Source organism: Nonomuraea marmarensis, assembly GCF_043197025.1.
Lineage (GTDB): Bacteria > Actinomycetota > Actinomycetes > Streptosporangiales > Streptosporangiaceae > Nonomuraea > Nonomuraea marmarensis.
Genome location: NZ_JBICRM010000002.1, coordinates 14439 through 30911, shown reverse-complemented (window position 1 = coordinate 30911; position 16473 = coordinate 14439). Strand labels below are relative to the sequence as shown.

The following is a 16473-nucleotide window of genomic DNA, read 5'->3' as shown; positions in this document are numbered from 1 at the left end:
CTGGATGCTAGAACAGCACCGACATGAATGTATCGACCTCGTGGAACCCGACTTTCCGGTAGACGGCCCGCGCCGAGCGGTTGAAGTCGTTGACGTACAGCGAGACGACGGGGGCGAAGCAGCTCATCGCGGCCTCCACGACGGCGGCCATGCCCGCCACGGCATAGCCTCTCCCCCGCAGTTCGGGGGCGACCCAGACGCCCTGGATCTGGCAGGCGTGCGGCGTGACGGCCCCCACCTCCGCCTTGAACACGACCTTCCCGTCGTCGATGCGGGCGTAGGACCGGCCGATCCTGATCAGCTCGGCGACCCTGGTCCGGTAGAGCGCTCCACCGTCGCCGAGGTTGGGTGAGACGCCGACTTCCTCGGTGAACATGGCCACGCACGCCGGCAACAGGATGTCGAACTCCTCCGGCCGCACCCGGCGTACCAGAGGATCGGCCGGCACCGGCGGCCTGCGCGAGGTGGCCATGACCGGCTGCGCCCAGCGGATCGCGCGGGCCCGGCCCCAGTGCGGCTCCAGCCGCTCCCACAGCAGGGAGACCGCGTCGACCTGGCCCACGATCGACGAACAGCGCCGCCCCTGCTTGCGGGCACGGTCGGCGAACGCGTGCACGGCCTCGGGACCGGCGCTGACCGGCACCATGTTGGCCCCGGCGTAACAGAGTGACACGAGGCCACCGCGCGGCCCGAAGCCCCACATCTGCCCGCCGAGGCGGGCCGGATTGAGTCCGACGGCCCGCACCCTGGAGGAGACGAAGACGTTCGCGACCGGATCGGAGTCCAGCAGTGCGAGAGCCTCGTCCCGGTCGCTGTCATCGAGCACGCGCGACGCCGATGTACGCAGCATCACATGGTCAGACTACGCGAAGGGTTACCGATTGGCTCATTGGGCGATGCCCACAGTAACCCTTTCTTGACGTCAGCTTCCGGGCATGAGCCCCAGCATCCCGAGCAGGCCCGGTTGATCTTGCTGGCCCGTCATGTGAGCGGCCGGCGCCGGCTCCGGCAGCGCCGCGCAGACGACGTCCTGCGACGGCAACGACCCGTCCTTCAGGTACGCCCCCAGCCGCCCGTCCACACACTTGTTGCCCGCCAGCGAGACGCCGTGGTTGCCGCCCCGTTCGAGCACCAGGCGCGCGCCCGGGAAGTGCCGCTGCATCTCCAGAGCCCCCTCGTACGGGGTCGCGGCGTCCTCACGGGACTGGATGATGAGGATCGGCGGCAACTTCCGGGACCCGTGCACCTCGACCGGCTCGCCGCCCCTGACCGGCCAGAAGGCGCAGGGGGCGTTGTACCAGGCGTTCGGCCAGGTCAGGAACGGTGCCCGGTGATGCAGCCGGGTCATGTCCGCCCGCCACCTGTCCCACTGCCGCGGCCACCTGGCGTCGCGGCACTGGACGCCCAGGTAGACGGCGTAGCCGTTCTCGTCGTCGGCGTCGTTCTTGCCGTGCTTCTCGTAGATGTCGAGCAGGCCCTTGACGTCGCCCGCCCGCACGTACGAGGACCACGCCTGGGCGAACTGGGGCCAGAGCCTGTCGCTGTAGCCGGCGAGGGTGAAGGTGTCGTCGAGCTCGCTCGGCCCCACGACGCCGCCGGCCGGACGGGCGCGCAACCGGTCGCGCATCGCGTAGTACGCGAACGACGTCTGCCTGGTGGTGGCGCCCAGCTTGTAGGCGTCGTTGTGCTTGGCGGTCCAGGCGAGGAAGTGGCGGTGCCGATGCTCGAAGGCGCGGTCCTGTTCGAGGTTGGACTCGTACCAGACAGCGGTCGGGTCGACGGTGCTGTCCATGACGAGCCGCTTGACCCTGTCCGGGAACAGCGTGGCGTAGACGGCGCCCAGGTAGGTGCCGTACGAGTAGCCGAGGTAGCTGATCTTCTCCTCGCCGAGGGCGGCGCGGATGGAGTCCATGTCCCTGGCGGAGTTCTCGGTGGTGAGGTACGGGAGCAGCCAGGCCCAGAAGTTGCCGCAGCGGCTGGCGTAGTCGGCGGCCCGGTCCAGCAGCACCCGCTCCTCGGCCTGCCCCCGCGGCACGGAATCGGGCCTCGGGGCCTTGTAGTAGGTGGCCGCGTCCACGCAGTGCATCGACGGCTCACTCGCGCCGACGCCCCTGGGATCGAACCCCACGACGTCGTACCGCTCACCCAGGCCGTCGGGCAGGGCGGTGGACACGAACTCGGTGAGACTCCGCCCGGACGCCCCCGGCCCGCCCGGATTCACCAGCAGTGTCCCCAGATGATTGGCATCTCGGGACACCTTGGCCTTTATTCGATTGAGCGCCAGCTTGATGGACTGCCCCCAGGGCTCGCGGTAGTCGAGCGGCACGCTCACGGTGCCACACTCGACGTTGGCCGCCACGGCCTTGCCCGCCACCTTGGGACAGGCCCCCCACACCACTGCGGCCGGCGTCCATTTCCCGCGGCTGGCCACCGCCGCCGTCCCATCCGCACTCCCGACCCCGGCAACGAGCACCGCAATCCCGGCGACAACCCCAACGACCCGCTTCACCCGGCCCCCTCCCATGTCATAGGCCTTGCGATGCTCCCGCGATCACCGCGTGATGACGTTGGGTATGGGGAAACGCTTGCCATTCTGTAATCGGTCCATGGCCGGATGTAGCCACCCGCTTCCAGGAGCAGGTGGCGGCCAGTTCGGCAACCTGACCGAGCCGATCGCCCTTGGTGCGAGGCTTCCCCCGCCGCTTGGCCTGGCGTGCGGGTGGCAGCGCCTACAGGACCGCGGACGGGCTGTTGGGCAAGGATGCTACGGCGCTGCGCCGTCCTACAGTTCCGGCGGTGGGCGCGTTGTTCGAGACCTTCAATACCTACCCCGGCCCGTAGACCTGGATGAACCCCAGGCCAACAACACCGGCCTGGGGTTCATGCGTACAGCGAACCGAGTCAGCCGACCGTGACCCGGGGACCGGAGTCGTCGTCGAGGTCGACCTCGACGCCCATCTCCTCGGCCAGTCGCAGCGCCTCCTCGATCAGCGTCTCCACGATCTGCGACTCCGGCACCGTCTTGATGACCTCGCCCTTGACGAAGATCTGGCCCTTGCCGTTCCCGGAGGCGACCCCCAGGTCCGCCTCCCGGGCCTCGCCGGGGCCGTTCACCACGCAGCCCATCACGGCCACCCGCAGCGGGACCTTCATCCCCTCCAGACCGGCCTGGACCTGGTCGGCGAGCGTGTAGACGTCCACCTGGGCGCGGCCGCACGACGGGCAGGAGACGATCTCCAGGCCGCGCTCTCGCAGCCCCAGCGACTCCAGGATCTGGTTGCCGACCTTGACCTCCTCCACCGGAGGAGCGGAGAGGGAGACGCGGATCGTGTCGCCGATGCCCTCGGCCAGCAGCGCGCCGAAGGCCACGGAGGACTTGATCGTGCCCTGGAAGGCCGGGCCGGCCTCCGTGACGCCCAGGTGCAGCGGGTAGTCGCACTGGGCGGCCAGCAGCCGGTACGCGTTGATCATCACGACCGGGTCGTTGTGCTTGACCGAGATCTTGATGTCGCGGAAGTCGTGCTCCTCGAACAACGAGCACTCCCACAACGCCGACTCCACCAGCGCCTCGGGCGTGGCCTTGCCGTATTTCTGCAGCAGGCGGGGGTCGAGCGACCCGGCGTTGACGCCGATCCGGATCGGCACCCCGGAGTCGGCGGCCGCCCGGGCGATCTCGCCTACTTTGTCGTCAAATTTCTTGATGTTTCCGGGGTTGACCCGAACCGCCGCGCACCCCGCCTCGATGGCCGCGAACACGTACTTCGGCTGGAAGTGGATGTCGGCGATCACCGGAATCTGGGACTTCTTGGCGATGATCGGCAACGCGTCCGCGTCGTCCTGCGACGGCACGGCCACCCGCACGATCTGGCAGCCCGACGCGGTCAGCTCCGCGATCTGCTGCAATGTGGCGTTGACGTCGGCGGTCACCGTGGTCGTCATCGATTGCACCGAGACCGGCGCGTCCCCTCCCACGGGCACGCTGCCGACCATGATCTGACGTGAGTGGCGGCGTTCGGCGAGCGGCTTGGGTCGGACCGTCGGGATGCCTAGAGCTACAGATGACATTTCAACCCTTACTGTGGCGACGGTTTCCAGTTTAGGTAGTCAGCGGGACTGTACGGCTGTGAGTTCGGACGCACGGGCACGGGCCCAGGCGTCGGCCGCCAGGACTTCTTCCACGGAGTCGGCAGGGGTGACGGAATGCTCCTCAACGACCTTGGCCACGGTGTCGACGATCGCCAGGAACGGCAACTCGCCTCGCATGAACGCGTCGAGGCACGCCTCGTTGGCCGCGTTGTAGACGGCCGGCGCGGTGCCGCCCTCGCCGCCGACGTGCCGGGCCAGCGCGACCGACGGGAACGCCACGTCGTCGAGCGGCTCGAACGTCCACGTGTGCGCCCTGGTCCAGTCGATGGCCCGCGCGGCGTCCGGAACGCGGTCCGGATGGCCGAGCGCCAGCGCGATCGGCAGCCGCATGTCGGGCGGGCTGGCCTGGGCGATGGTGGAGCCGTCGACGTATTCGACCATGGAGTGGATGATCGACTGCGGGTGCACGACCACCTCGATCCGGTCGAACCCCAGGTCGAACAGCAGATGCGCCTCGATCACCTCCAGCCCCTTGTTGACCAGGGTGGCGGAGTTGATCGTGATCACGGGCCCCATGGACCAGGTGGGATGCGCCAGCGCCATCTCCGGCGTGACGTCGGCCATCTCCTCGCGCTTCATCCCTCTGAACGGCCCGCCGCTCGCGGTCACCACGAGCCGCTTGACGCTGGCGGGGTCGTAGCCGCCGGGCCCCGAGGCCCACAGGCACTGCTGCAGCGCCGAGTGCTCGGAGTCGACCGGCAGGATCTGCCCCGGCCGGGCCAGCCGCTTCACCAGCGGCCCGCCGATGATCAGGGACTCCTTGTTGGCCAGCGCGAGGGTCCTGCCGGCCTGGAGCGCGACCAGCGTGGAGGTCAGCCCGAGCGCGCCGGTGATGCCGTTGAGCACCATGTCACACTGCCACGCCGCCACTTCCGCGACCCCTTCGGGGCCGCCCAGCACCACGGGCTGAGCACCGCGCGCCGCCAGCGCCTCCTTCAGCGCCGGTACGGCCCCCGCGTCGGCCACCGCCACGACCTCCACCCCGAACCGGGCCGCCTGCTCGGCCAGCAACCCGACCCGGCCACCCCCGGCCGCCAGCCCCGCGACCTTGAAGCCTCCCGGGTTGGCGGCGATGACGTCGAGGGCCTGGGTGCCGATCGAGCCGGTGGAGCCGAGCAGGACGACGGAGCGGTGGATCTCTGCATGCACCTGTCCATTGTCCCCGCTGCGGGGCGCACTCGGGCACGCGGCACCGAACGTACCGAAATTGCTTTGCTTATGTGACACGAGATAACAGAGTCAATTTATGCCTGAATATCGTCATATCGGTATGCGCAAAACTTGAGAAATCTGGATATTGCGGCGGCTACCTTCCAACCTCAGGTCCGGTTACGGGAGGTACGTAATGCACCGCAGAATCGTTCTGCTCTCCATCCTCACCCTCGCCGCGGGGAGCGCCGCCCTGCTCCCGGCGAGCGCGGCACAGGCCCAAGCGCGGCCGAAGCCCGCACAACACGCGGCGGCGGATTCGGCGTCCGAGCAGAAGCAGGTCCTGACGTACTGGACCGAGGGGAGAATGGAGGCGGCCCAGCCACTGGACGCGCCCGGCCCCAAGCAGGGCACGAAGATGGCCCTGACCACTGAGGGCACCCCGTGGACGGCCCCGCCCACCGGCGTGCGCGGCGGCGGCGTCGAGTTGCAGGCGGCCAGGAGCTCCGGCGAGCCGTGGACCGACGGCGGCGCCGTCGCGAAGACCACCGGGCGGATCTTCTTCACCACACAGGGGAGGAACGCGTCCTGCTCCGGCACGGCGGTGACCAGCGCGAACAAGAGCGTGGTGCTGACCGCCGGCCACTGTGTGAAGCTGAGCGGCGCCTTCCACACGAACTGGGTCTTCGTGCCGGGTTACACCAACGGCAACCGCCCGCTCGGCACCTGGGCCGCGACCAAGCTGCTGACCACGCAGCAGTGGAACGCCAGCGAGGACATCAACTTCGACGTCGCCGCCGCCGTGGTGGCGCCGCTGCAGGGCAGGACCCTGGTCGACGCCGTGGGCGGCCAGGGCGTGGCGTTCAACCAGGCGAGAAGGCAGCAGATGTACGCGTTCGGCTACCCGGCGGCAGCCCCCTACGACGGCTCGAAGCTGATCTACTGCAGCGGCCGGACCTTCGACGACTTCCTGATGTCGGACGACCAGGGCCTGACCTGCAACATGACAGGCGGTTCGAGCGGCGGCCCCTGGATGCTGAATTTCAACGAGTCGACCGGACTCGGCACCCAGAATTCGGTCAACAGCTTCAAATACAACTTCGCCCCCAACTGGATGTTCGGCCCCTATTTCGGGAACGAGGCCCAGGCCGTCTACCAAGCCGCGCAAAGCACCAACGCACTCTGAGCAATTTACCGAAAGTAGTCACAAGAACACATCTCGTGGTGCACACTCGGGGGGCATGACCCTGAGCACCCCCCTGCTTGCGGCCGCCTCGCTCCTGGCGGGGCTGATGGGCCCCGCCGTCCTGGGCGCGGCCCCCGGTCCGCAGCAGGCCGCCACTCCTGCCCCCGCGGGGAAGCGGACCGAGATAGTCGAGCACGTGGCCGCCCGCACCGGCGCCGAGCAGCGGCGCGTGCTCGACTACTGGACGCCGCAGCGCATGGCAGCGGCCCTGCCGATCAGCCTGCTGGACGCCGTGACGGGCGAACGCGGCCTCCTGAAGAACCTGACCGGCCGACCCGGCGTTCCGAAACGCCAAGCGGCGGCCAGGCCCGAGATGAACACCATCGGCTCCCGCTGGGTCACGGGCGGCCTGGTGACCAAGACGACGGGCCGCGTGTTCATGACGGTGGCCGGTGCCGACTTCGTCTGCTCCGCGAGCACGATCAGGAGCGCAAACAAGGACGTCGTCGTCACCGCCGGTCACTGCGTCAAAGACGGCACCGGCGAGTGGGCCGCCAACTGGACGTTCGTCCCCGGGTACGAGGTGGGCGGCGAGCAGCCGTACGGGCAGTACGCGGCCCGCCGCATGTTCGTCGCGGGACCGTGGTCGCGCAGCGGCGACGACAACTACGACGTGGGCATGGTGGCGCTGGCCACGTCCGGCGGCAAGCACGTGGCCGACGTGGTGGGGACGCAGGAGATCGCGTTCAACTCGGCGCGCGGCGGGCAGGTGTTCGGCTTCGGCTACCCCGCCGACCCGCCGTACGACGGGGACCACCTGGTCTACTGCGCCGGGCGACTGAAGGACGACCCGCACAGCCAGACCCGCGACCAGGGCCTGGGCTGTGACATGACGGCGGGGTCCAGCGGCGGTCCGTGGATGACCACGTTCGACGCCGCCACCGGCAAGGGCACGATCACGTCGCTGAGCAGCTTCAAGTACAGCGACGACCAGCGCACGATGTACGGCCCGTACTTCGGCGACGCCACCAAGGCCCTCTTCTCCACGGCGGAACGCGCCTAACCTGTGGGGCATGTGGGTTCAGTTGGCGGCTTTCGTCGGCCTCTCGATCGTCGTCATCTGCACACCGGGTCCTGACACGGCGCTCACCGTACGCAACGCGTTCTCCGGTGGCCGTCGTGGTGGCGTCTGGACCGCGGCGGGCGTCGCCACCGGCCAGGCCGCCTGGACGGTGGCCGCCAGCCTGGGGATCGCGGGGCTCATCCACGCGTCGGAGCCCGCGTTCCTGGCGTTCGCCTGGCTGACGCTCTACAGCCTGGTGATCGACAAGGCCCGCGCCCTGTTCGACCGGTCCCGGGTGCGCCGGGCGATGGACGCGGTGGCGGGCACCGTCCTGATCGCCTTCGGCGCCCGCCTGGCCCTCTCCCAACGCTGATCGAGTAGACGCGAATGTCACCGACGGTCGTACGGACGCGCCGGGCTAGAGCGACAAGCCCGTCACAACCATGACCTTCTCGTACGTGAGGTCCGCCATCGCCGAGTGCAACCCCTCGCGCCCGATTCCCGAGTCCTTCACCCCGCCATAAGGCATCTGGTCGGCCCGGTAAGAAGGCGCGTCGCCGATGATCACGCCCCCCACCTCCAGCTCCCGGTTCGCCCGGAAGGCGGCGTCCAGCGAACGCGTGAACACCCCGGCCTGCAAGCCGTACTTCGAGTCGTTCACCATCGCGTAAGCCTCGTCGATCGAGGCGGCGGGCTGCAGGATCATGACGGGTCCGAAGACCTCCTCGCGGGCCACCTTGGCGTCCTGCGGAACGTCGGAGAGCACCGTCGGGGCGAAGGACGTGCCCTCGCGCGTGCCGCCCGCCAGGACCTTGGCCCCGGCCGCGACCGCTTCCTGGACCCACGCCTCGACCCGTTCGGCGGCGGACTCCGAGACCAGCGGCCCCACCTGGGTCTTCTCGTCCGCCGGGTCGCCGGTGACCAGGCTGGAGACGGCGGGGAGGAGGCGTTCGACGAAGGCGTCGTAGATCGGCTGCTCGACGATGACCCGCTGCACCGCGATGCAGCTCTGCCCGGCCTGGTAGTTGGAGTACAGGGCGATGCGCTGGGCCGCCCAGTCGAGGTCGGCGTCGGCGAGTACGACCGCGGCCGCGTTGCCGCCCAGCTCCAGCGTCACGTGCTTGCGCGGGATCTGGTCGGCGATGGAGTAGCCGACGGGCGCGGAGCCCGTGAACGACACCACGGGCAGACGAGGGTCCTGGACCAGCGCGGCGGCACGCTCGTTCGCCACCGGCAGCACCGAGAACATGCCCGCGGGCAGGTCCGTCTCGGCCAGCAGGTCGCCGAGCAGGAGCGAGGACAGCGGCGTGGCGGGGGCGGGCTTGACGATGACGGGGGCGCCGACGGCGATGGCCGGGGCGACCTTGTGGGCGACCAGGTTCAGCGGGAAGTTGAACGGGGTGATCGCCAGCACGGGCCCGTACGGGACACGCGAGACGTACGCCAGCCGCCCCGCCGCGGTCGGCTCGGTGTCGAGCCGCTGCACGGACCCCGACCAGCGGCGGGCTTCCTCGGCGGCGAAGCGGAACGTGGCGACGGCCCGGGTCACCTCGCCGCGCGCCCAGAGGATCGGCTTGCCGTTCTCCGCCGTGATGAGGTGGGCGATCTCGTCGGCCCGCTCCGCGATGCGGCGCGAGATGTGGGCCAGCGCCTCGGCCCGCACGTGCACGGGCAGCGCGGCGGCCTGCCCCGCGACCGCGTGGGCGGCCGCGATGGCCTCCTCGACCTGGGCATCCGTCGGTACGGAGTGCCGGCCGACCTCGCGGCCGTCATGCGGGTTGGTGACAATGAGCTCGGAGTCCCCGGTCGCTGGGCGGCCGGCCAGCCAGAAGGTACGCACGTCCATACCCATGACGTTATGCCAAGCTGAAGATGGGGGATTTACACCACGGTGCACAAGACTCCCACGAGCGCTCACCGTTAAGTACAAGCTCTCTTGTATACCCATGATGTAACAGAAGTAGACCTAATTCGGGATGTTTACCATGCGGAGTGGTTTGAGGGATCTCCGCCATGGCTAAGTCATCGGATGCGGGTCTCCAGCGCGGCGGGCCCCCGATCAGAAAGGCGTGGGCCCCGTGACCGAACAGCGTGAGGTCACAAGGACGCTGAGTTCCTTGGCCACAGGGGAGGTCTCATGACCTCGGCGCCGCTTGGTCTGCAGGGCGCCTACCTCCTGGGTGAGCGCGCCAGCCACGACGAACTTCGTTCCCGCCTCCTCGACGTGGCGGTCAACCTGCTCGAGACGGACGGGCCGGAGAGCCTGACCATGCGCAGGATCGCCGCTGAGGCGGGGTGCACGACGACCGTCATCTACACGATGTTCGGCAACAGGGAGGGGCTGGCGGAGGCACTCTATCTGGAGGGGTTCGAGCGGTTCCGCCGGTTCCTGGAGGCGGTGCCGCAACGACGGAACCCCCTCGAGCACCTGACTGCGCTCGGTCCGGCGTACCGGCAGGCGTGCCTGTCCGAGCCCGGCTACTACAGCCTGATGTTCGAACGGGCGATCCCCGGCTTCGAACCCAGCGAACGCGCCAGGACCCTGGCCCGCGCCGCCCTGAACATCCTCGACCGGGTGATCGCCAACTGCATCTCGGCCGGTTACGTGATCCCGACCCAGCCCCGCAAGATCGCGGACGCGCTGTGGGCGGCGGCCCAGGGAGCGATCAGTTTGGAACGCGCCGGGCACCTGCGCGACGGCCGCACGTACGAGGCGGTCACGACGGCGACCATCTGCTGCTACCTCGTGGAGAAGCCGAAGTAACCCCCCAATCCCTAGAGGGAGGGACCTGCGTTCCTCCGGGCCGAGTCCCCGGTAAGCTCCAGCACACGGACAAGGGGGGACATCGTGAATCGTCGCCGTACCTATGCCATGGGGCTCGTCGCCTCGGCGCTGGTCGCCGGCATGGGTGCGGCGCGCCCCACACCGACCCCCACGCCCACGCCCAGCCCCACGCCGAGCGCCACGCAGAGCGACGGCACGCTGCAGATCCTCACCTACCGGGGCTACGCCGAGTACGGCGGCACCAGCCCCAAGGTCAACTGGGTGGGCTCGTTCGAGAAGGAGACCGGCTGCCGGATCGCCCGGCTCGACACCGTGCAGACCGCCGAGGAGATGGCCGCCAGGGTCAACGAGCGGCCCTATGACGTGGTCTCGGCCGGGCCCGTGCTGGCGGCCAACCTGATCGAGGCCAAGCAGGTCCAGGCCATCGACCCGGCCAAGGTGACCGGCTACGACGACATCGACGAGCGCTTCCGCGACATGTCCACGGTGTCGGGCAAGGTGTACGGCGTGCCCTATCTGTGGGGATATCACGAGTTCATCTACGACTCGACCAGGGTCAGGGGCAACCTGCAGCAGGCGTTCGAGTCCGATCGGGTGGCGCTCGAGGACAGCCCGCTGACGATCGCCGACGCCGCCCTGGCCGCGGGGTCCGTGGACGACCCGTTCGAGCTGACCAAGACGCAGCTCGACCGGGCGATGACGCTGCTGGAGCGGCACAAGGACCGTACGTACTGGAAATACCCGATCGACCTGGTCAAGGGATTCGCCACCGGGGCGCTCGACTACGCTCAGGCCACCCCGTACTATCGCCTGCTGCTACAGAAGGCCGGAAAGCCGGTCAAGGCCCTTGAGACCCGCGAGACCACCGGATGGGTGGATTCCTGGATGCTCGGCGCGAACCTCCCCGAAACCACATGCGCCTATCGGTGGCTCAACTGGGTGACCGACCCGGACGCGCAGCGCGACGCGGCCGCGTGGGCGGGGCTGGCTCCCGCCAACGACAAGGCGTGCAAGGGGAGGGCCAAGGAGATGTGCGAGACATACGGAGTGGGCAAGGACAAGTCGCTCGACCGGATCACCTTCGCCGTACGGCCGCCTGGGGGTTGCCGGGCGGAGGATGGGGAATGCACTGACTATGCCGCTTGGACCGCACGGTGGCGCGAACTCGCCCAGTGAGTGGGGGCCGCCGATCCCCACGTGACTGTGCCGCGGGCGCGCCCTTCCCCCCGCTGGGTGCGACCTGCAGAGACGCCCCGGGCCTTCCCCCCGTCCCGGGGCGTCTCGCTTGCTTCTAACGAGACGGGAAGGCCACGACGGTGGCCATCGGCGCGGGCAGGAGCGCCTCGGCGCAGTCGCCGCAGGCGAGGACCGCCGAGTCGTCGGGCAGCCGGCCCACGCGCACGCGCGGCCGCGGCCACCTCTTGTGGCAGACGACGCAGGCGTCGCCATCGCGCTGAGCCCAGGTCAGGCCCTCAGGGTCGAACGTCAACATGCTCCGCGCCGTTCTGGTCGGACCCCAGTTCATCACGCTCCCAGCAGCCATCGCCCATCCGTATGTCGGAACCGTTATAACCCTGACCGAGGCCGTGAGCGTCTAGCTGAGTGTCAAGTCAGGGTGAATTCTCTACCCGAGTGACCCCACTTGCCACACAAAATCGGGCATCCAGCCGCAAGCCGGATGCCCGATTCGTAGGAGTTTGATCTATAGCTCGGCGATCGCCTTCTCCAGGATGCCGAGGCCCTCTTCGAGCAGGTGCTCGGGGATGACCAGGGGCGGCAGGAAGCGCAACACGTTGCCGTACGTGCCCGCCGTCAGCACCAGCAGGCCCTCCGCGTGGCAGCGCTTGACGATCTCCTGCACGGCGGCCGGGTTCGGCTCCTTCGTGCCGGGCTCGACCAGCTCGATCGCGATCATCGCGCCCCGGCCGCGCACGTCGCCGATCACGTCGAAGCGCTCCTGGAGCGCCCTGAGCCTGGGGAGCATGATCTCGCCGATGCGGCGGGCCCTGGCGGCCAGGTCCTCCTCCTCGATGGTCTCCAGCACGCCGAGCGCGGCCTCGCAGGCGAGGGGGTTGCCGCCGAACGTGCCGCCGAGGCCGCCGACGTGCACCTTGTCCATGAGCTCTGCGCGCCCGGTCACGGCGGCCAGCGGCAGGCCGCCGGCGATGCCCTTGGCGGTGGTGATGATGTCCGGCACGACGCCCTCGTCCTCGCACGCGAACAACGTGCCGGTACGCGCGAAGCCGGTCTGCACCTCGTCGGCCACGAACACGATCCCGTTCTGCTTGCAGAACTCGGCGACCCGCGGCAGGAACCCCCTGGCGGGCACGATGAACCCGCCCTCGCCGGCGATGGGCTCGATCACCACGGCGGCCACGTTCTGGGCGCCGATCTGCTTGGTGATCATGTCGATGGCCTGCTCGGCGGCCTCCTCCGCGCACTTCTCCGGGCCGCCCGGCCACCGGAACGGGTACGCCAGCGGCACCCGGTACACCTCCGGCGCGAACGGCCCGAACCCGTGCTTGTACGGCATGTTCTTGGCCGTCAGCGTCATCGTGAGCAGCGTGCGGCCGTGGTAGCCGTGGTCGAACACCACGACGGCCTGCCTGCCGGTGGCGTGCCTGGCGACCTTGACCGCGTTCTCGACGGCTTCGGCACCCGAGTTCACCAGGAACGTGCGCTTCTCGTGGTCGCCCGGGGTCAGCTCGTTGAGCTTCTCGCACACCCGGACGTACGACTCGTACGGCGTGATCATAAAACAGGTGTGGGTGAAGTCGGCGACCTGCTTCTGGACGCGTTCGACGACCCTGGGGGCAGAGTTGCCCACATTCGTCACGGCGATGCCGGAGCCGAAGTCGATCAGCGAGTTCCCGTCGGCGTCCTGCACCACGCCGCCGCCCGCGCGGGTGACGAAGACCGGCAGGGTGGTGCCGATGCCGGGCGGGACAGCGGCCTGCTTGCGGGCCAGCAACTCCTGCGACTTGGGGCCTGGGATCGCGGTCACGACGCGTCGCTCCTGGGGAATGCTCATGTGCTCGACGCTACGGCGGGCTCCGACCTGCGCCGATACGTCGATATGGCACACTGGAGGCGCTCCTCTTTGCCGGAATGGACAAACTCGCATGCCGCCTTCGCTGCAGACCGTCGCCCGCCGCATGCGCCTGCGGCCCCTGGCCGGCTCTGGCGCGGTGGACGCCGTGGTGCGGTGGGTGGCCGTCAGCGAGCTGGCGGATCCGACACCGTTCCTGGAGGGCGACGAACTGCTCCTCACCACCGGCATGCGGATGGAAGGCGACCTATCCCAATATGTCGCCCGTCTGGTGGCGCGCGGCGTGGCGGGGCTCGGCTTCGGCGTCGGCGTCTCGCACGAGGAGGTGCCCGCCGCGCTGATCGCCGCCGCCGACGCGGCCGGGCTGCCGCTGCTGGAGGTGCCGCGCGAGACGCCGTTCATCGCGATCGGCAAGGTGGTCAGCGAGCTGCTGGCCGCCGAGCAGTACGACGAGATCAGCCGCGCCTTCGCCGCCCAGGGGCGCCTGACGCGGGCGGCGCTGCGGCCGGAGGGCATGCACGCGGTCATCGACCGGCTGGCCAAGGAGGTCGGCGGCTGGGCCGCGCTGCTGGACGAGACAGGCGAGGTGCGCCACGCCACCCGGGGCGCCAGGACGGGCGCGGTGACGGCCGAGCTCACCCACCTCCGCACCGGCCCACCCGACGCCGGCGGCGGTGTCCGTGCTGATCGGCTGCCCTCCAGCCTGGCGTTGTCGGGACCCGGCGAGCACATCGTGGTCCAGCCATTGGGCGGCGGGGCGCGGCCGCGCGGCTTCTTCGCGGCCGGGGCCGGGCACGCCTTCTCGCCCGTCACCCACACGGTGATCAACGCCGCGGGGTCCCTGCTCACGCTGGCCATGGAGCAGGGCAGGACCCAGCGGGAGGCCGAGCGGCGGGTCCGCTCCGCCGTACTGGAGCTGCTGCTCGCCGGGGCGAAGGAGCAGGCGCGCGCGGTGCTGGGGCCGCTCGGGGGGAGGTTGCCGGAGGAGCCGTTCGTGGTGCTCGGGGCCGGCGCCGAGGCAGTGGAGGTTCTGGAGGCGCACGCGTTCGCGGCGCTGATCGAGTCCGGACCGCCGGCCGTCGCGTTGGTGGCGGAGGACGCGGCGGAGGCGGTCGCGCTGGAGGTGGCCGGGCCGGTGGGCGTCAGCCTGCCGTCCGGGTACGGCGCGACGGCCCTGCGTGGCGCGCTCGACCAGGCGAGACGGGCCCTGGAGACCGCCAGGCGCGGCGGGAACGGCGTTGTGGTGAGGTTCGGGGAGCTGGCCGGACAGGGGTTGCTCGGGCTGCTGGACCAGGACGCCGCCCAGGCGTTCTCGGCCGCGCTGCTGGCCCCGCTCACCCGGTACGGCTCCCGGGCGGACCTGGTCGAGTCGCTGCGCGCGTACCTGGACAACAACGGACACTGGGACGCGGCGGCCCAGCGGCTGGGCGTGCACCGGCACACGCTGCGCTACCGCATGAAACGCGTCACCGAGCTGCTCGGCCGCGACCTCGACGACCCGGGCGTGCGAGCCGAGTTGTGGCTCGCCCTAGAGGCCTCCCACCGCTAGCGACACCGCCTCTCCACGTCGCCGGTGTTAGTGCACGAGCAGGCGCACGTGGTCGTGTTCGCCGTTGAAAGGCACCTAGTTCGGCCTCGAAGCTGTCACAGACTTCGATCATGATGTCTTCGCAGCGGCCCCGAATTGCGTCGTCGAAGACGCCGCGCCAGCACTTGGTCACGAAGACTAGATGGATTCTTCTTTCACATTCATACATCAGGCGATAATATGTTCGAGTATCCAGTGAGGTGTGAGTGGCTGTCGGGTGGGAGGTGGCTAGGGTGAAGCTGCGCTACAACTATCGGCTATACCCAGACGCGGCCCAGCGCCAGCTGTTGGCCAAGACCTTCGGCTGCACCCGGGTGGTGTGGAACGATGCCCTGGCGGCCCGCAAGGCCGCTCGTAAAGCAGGATTGCCCTACATCGGCGACGCCGAGATCCAACGACTGGTGTTGACGCAGGCGAAGAAGACCCCGGAGCGGGCGTGGCTGGCCGAGGTGTCCTCGGTCGTGCTCCAGCAATCGGTCCGCGATCTGAACACCGCCTATCAGAACTTCTTCGACTCGCTGTCGGGCAAGCGGAAAGGCCCACGGATGGGCCTGCCGGTGTTCAAGTCCCGCCACGATCAGCGGCACTCGGCCCGGTTCAACACCAACGCCTTCTCCCTGACCTCAGATGGCCGCCTGTACCTGGCGAAGATCGGGCAGATAGAGGTCCGCTGGTCACGGGACCTACCCGCCGCCCCTTCGTCGGTCACGGTGATCAAGGATGCTGCCGGACGCTACCACGCCTCGTTCGTCATCGAGGTCGACAACGCGGGTCAGGTGTTGCCCGAGAGCGATGCCGAGACGGGCATCGATCTGGGACTGACGCACTATGCGATCCTCAGCAGCGGGGAGAAGATCGCCAATCCGAAGTGGCTGCGCCGCCGGGAGCGCAAACTCGCCAGGCTGCAGCGGTCGTTGTCGCGCAAGCAGAAGGGTTCGAACAACCGGGAGCGGGCCCGGATGAACGTGGCCCGCCAGCACGCCAAAGTGGCCGATGCCCGCCGTGACTTCCTGCACCAGACCTCCACCTCGATCATCCGTGAGAACCAAACGGTGCATGTCGAGGATCTGGGGGTGCAGGGCTTGGCCAGGGGCCGGTTGGCGAAGTCGGTCCGGGACGCGGGCTGGGGCGCATTCCTGACCCTGCTCGATGGCAAAGCCGCCCGGTACGGGCGCGCGGTGGTGAGGATCGACCGCTGGTATCCGTCCTCTCGGCTCTGCCCCTGCTGCGGGTGGCGCAACGACAATCTCGCCCTGGACGTCCGCGAATGGGACTGCCTGTCCTGTGGCGAGCATCACGACCGGGACATTGCCGCCGCGATCAACATCCTCCTCGAAGGGCAACGCATCATCAGCACGACCGTGGCCGCCGGGCTGGCTGGACACGGCATAAACGACTGTGGAGGGCAGGTAAGACCAGGCGAGGCAACTCCAACCCTGGCACCGCCCGAAACCTCCGGCGCGCAAGCGGCGTAGCAGAAGCAGTAAGAACCCTGCGGCGACGTGGG

The 16473-nt window shown here is 69.2% G+C and carries 14 protein-coding genes; 7 read left to right on the top strand and 7 right to left on the bottom strand.

What is annotated here, in order from left to right; translation table 11 throughout:
* Positions 1–7 precede the first annotated feature (7 nt).
* The 4 genes from ACFLIM_RS03145 to dxr form a co-directional block, all read right to left on the bottom strand.
* Entirely contained in the window at positions 8–850 is an 843-nt protein-coding gene (locus tag ACFLIM_RS03145; protein ID WP_393162496.1) for a GNAT family N-acetyltransferase, read from the bottom strand.
* Positions 851–922: 72 nt separating this feature from the next.
* Positions 923–2509, bottom strand: coding sequence for an alpha/beta hydrolase (locus ACFLIM_RS03140; protein ID WP_393161662.1), 1587 nt, complete (start codon positions 2507–2509; stop codon positions 923–925).
* 392 nt (positions 2510–2901) lie between these two features.
* Positions 2902–4065 carry a flavodoxin-dependent (E)-4-hydroxy-3-methylbut-2-enyl-diphosphate synthase gene (ispG, locus tag ACFLIM_RS03135; RefSeq protein ID WP_393161660.1) on the bottom strand — a complete coding sequence of 388 codons (1164 nt, stop codon included), beginning with the start codon at positions 4063–4065 and terminating at the stop codon, positions 2902–2904.
* A 39-nt stretch (positions 4066–4104) separates the two neighbouring features.
* A complete protein-coding gene (dxr, locus tag ACFLIM_RS03130) occupies positions 4105–5295 on the bottom strand; it encodes a 1-deoxy-D-xylulose-5-phosphate reductoisomerase (RefSeq protein ID WP_393161658.1) in 1191 nt (396 codons plus the stop codon).
* A gap of 196 nt (positions 5296–5491) precedes the next feature.
* Between dxr and ACFLIM_RS03125 the strand changes: the two genes are divergently transcribed.
* Genes ACFLIM_RS03125 through ACFLIM_RS03115 form a run of 3 tightly spaced genes read left to right on the top strand, consistent with a single transcriptional unit; the run spans position 5492 to position 7917 of the window.
* The gene (locus tag ACFLIM_RS03125; protein WP_393161656.1) at positions 5492–6481 is read left to right on the top strand and encodes a trypsin-like serine peptidase; all 990 of its coding nucleotides are present in this window, start codon (positions 5492–5494) and stop codon (positions 6479–6481) included.
* 55 nt (positions 6482–6536) lie between these two features.
* Positions 6537–7544 carry a trypsin-like serine peptidase gene (locus tag ACFLIM_RS03120; protein ID WP_393161654.1) on the top strand — a complete coding sequence of 336 codons (1008 nt, stop codon included), beginning with the start codon at positions 6537–6539 and terminating at the stop codon, positions 7542–7544.
* A 10-nt stretch (positions 7545–7554) separates the two neighbouring features.
* Complete coding sequence (locus tag ACFLIM_RS03115; protein WP_393161652.1) at positions 7555–7917, top strand: LysE family translocator; 363 nt, start codon at positions 7555–7557, stop codon at positions 7915–7917.
* A 45-nt stretch (positions 7918–7962) separates the two neighbouring features.
* Here ACFLIM_RS03115 and ACFLIM_RS03110 read toward each other — a convergent pair whose 3' ends face one another.
* Entirely contained in the window at positions 7963–9390 is a 1428-nt protein-coding gene (locus tag ACFLIM_RS03110) for an aldehyde dehydrogenase family protein (protein ID WP_393161649.1), read from the bottom strand.
* A 291-nt stretch (positions 9391–9681) separates the two neighbouring features.
* On the opposite strand from ACFLIM_RS03110, the gene ACFLIM_RS03105 reads away from it, so the two are divergent.
* On the top strand, positions 9682–10308 hold the full coding sequence (locus ACFLIM_RS03105) for a TetR/AcrR family transcriptional regulator (RefSeq protein WP_393161647.1): 627 nt from the start codon (positions 9682–9684) through the stop codon (positions 10306–10308).
* Positions 10309–10392: 84 nt separating this feature from the next.
* A complete protein-coding gene (locus tag ACFLIM_RS03100) occupies positions 10393–11505 on the top strand; it encodes an extracellular solute-binding protein (RefSeq protein ID WP_393161644.1) in 1113 nt (370 codons plus the stop codon).
* Positions 11506–11620: 115 nt separating this feature from the next.
* Here the strand turns inward: ACFLIM_RS03100 and ACFLIM_RS03095 are convergent, their stop codons facing one another.
* Positions 11621–11821, bottom strand: a complete 201-nt coding sequence (locus ACFLIM_RS03095) for a hypothetical protein (protein ID WP_393161642.1) — start codon at positions 11819–11821, stop codon at positions 11621–11623.
* Positions 11822–12031: 210 nt separating this feature from the next.
* Positions 12032–13360: a 4-aminobutyrate--2-oxoglutarate transaminase gene (gabT, locus tag ACFLIM_RS03090; protein WP_393161640.1), complete on the bottom strand. Its 1329-nt coding sequence runs from the start codon at positions 13358–13360 to the stop codon at positions 12032–12034.
* Positions 13361–13451: 91 nt separating this feature from the next.
* On the opposite strand from gabT, the gene ACFLIM_RS03085 reads away from it, so the two are divergent.
* Together ACFLIM_RS03085 and ACFLIM_RS03080 are read left to right on the top strand one after the other, a co-directional pair.
* Complete coding sequence (locus ACFLIM_RS03085; protein ID WP_393161639.1) at positions 13452–14927, top strand: PucR family transcriptional regulator; 1476 nt, start codon at positions 13452–13454, stop codon at positions 14925–14927.
* Positions 14928–15199: 272 nt separating this feature from the next.
* Complete coding sequence (locus tag ACFLIM_RS03080) at positions 15200–16441, top strand: RNA-guided endonuclease InsQ/TnpB family protein (RefSeq protein ID WP_393161637.1); 1242 nt, start codon at positions 15200–15202, stop codon at positions 16439–16441.
* Positions 16442–16473: the final 32 nt, after the last annotated feature.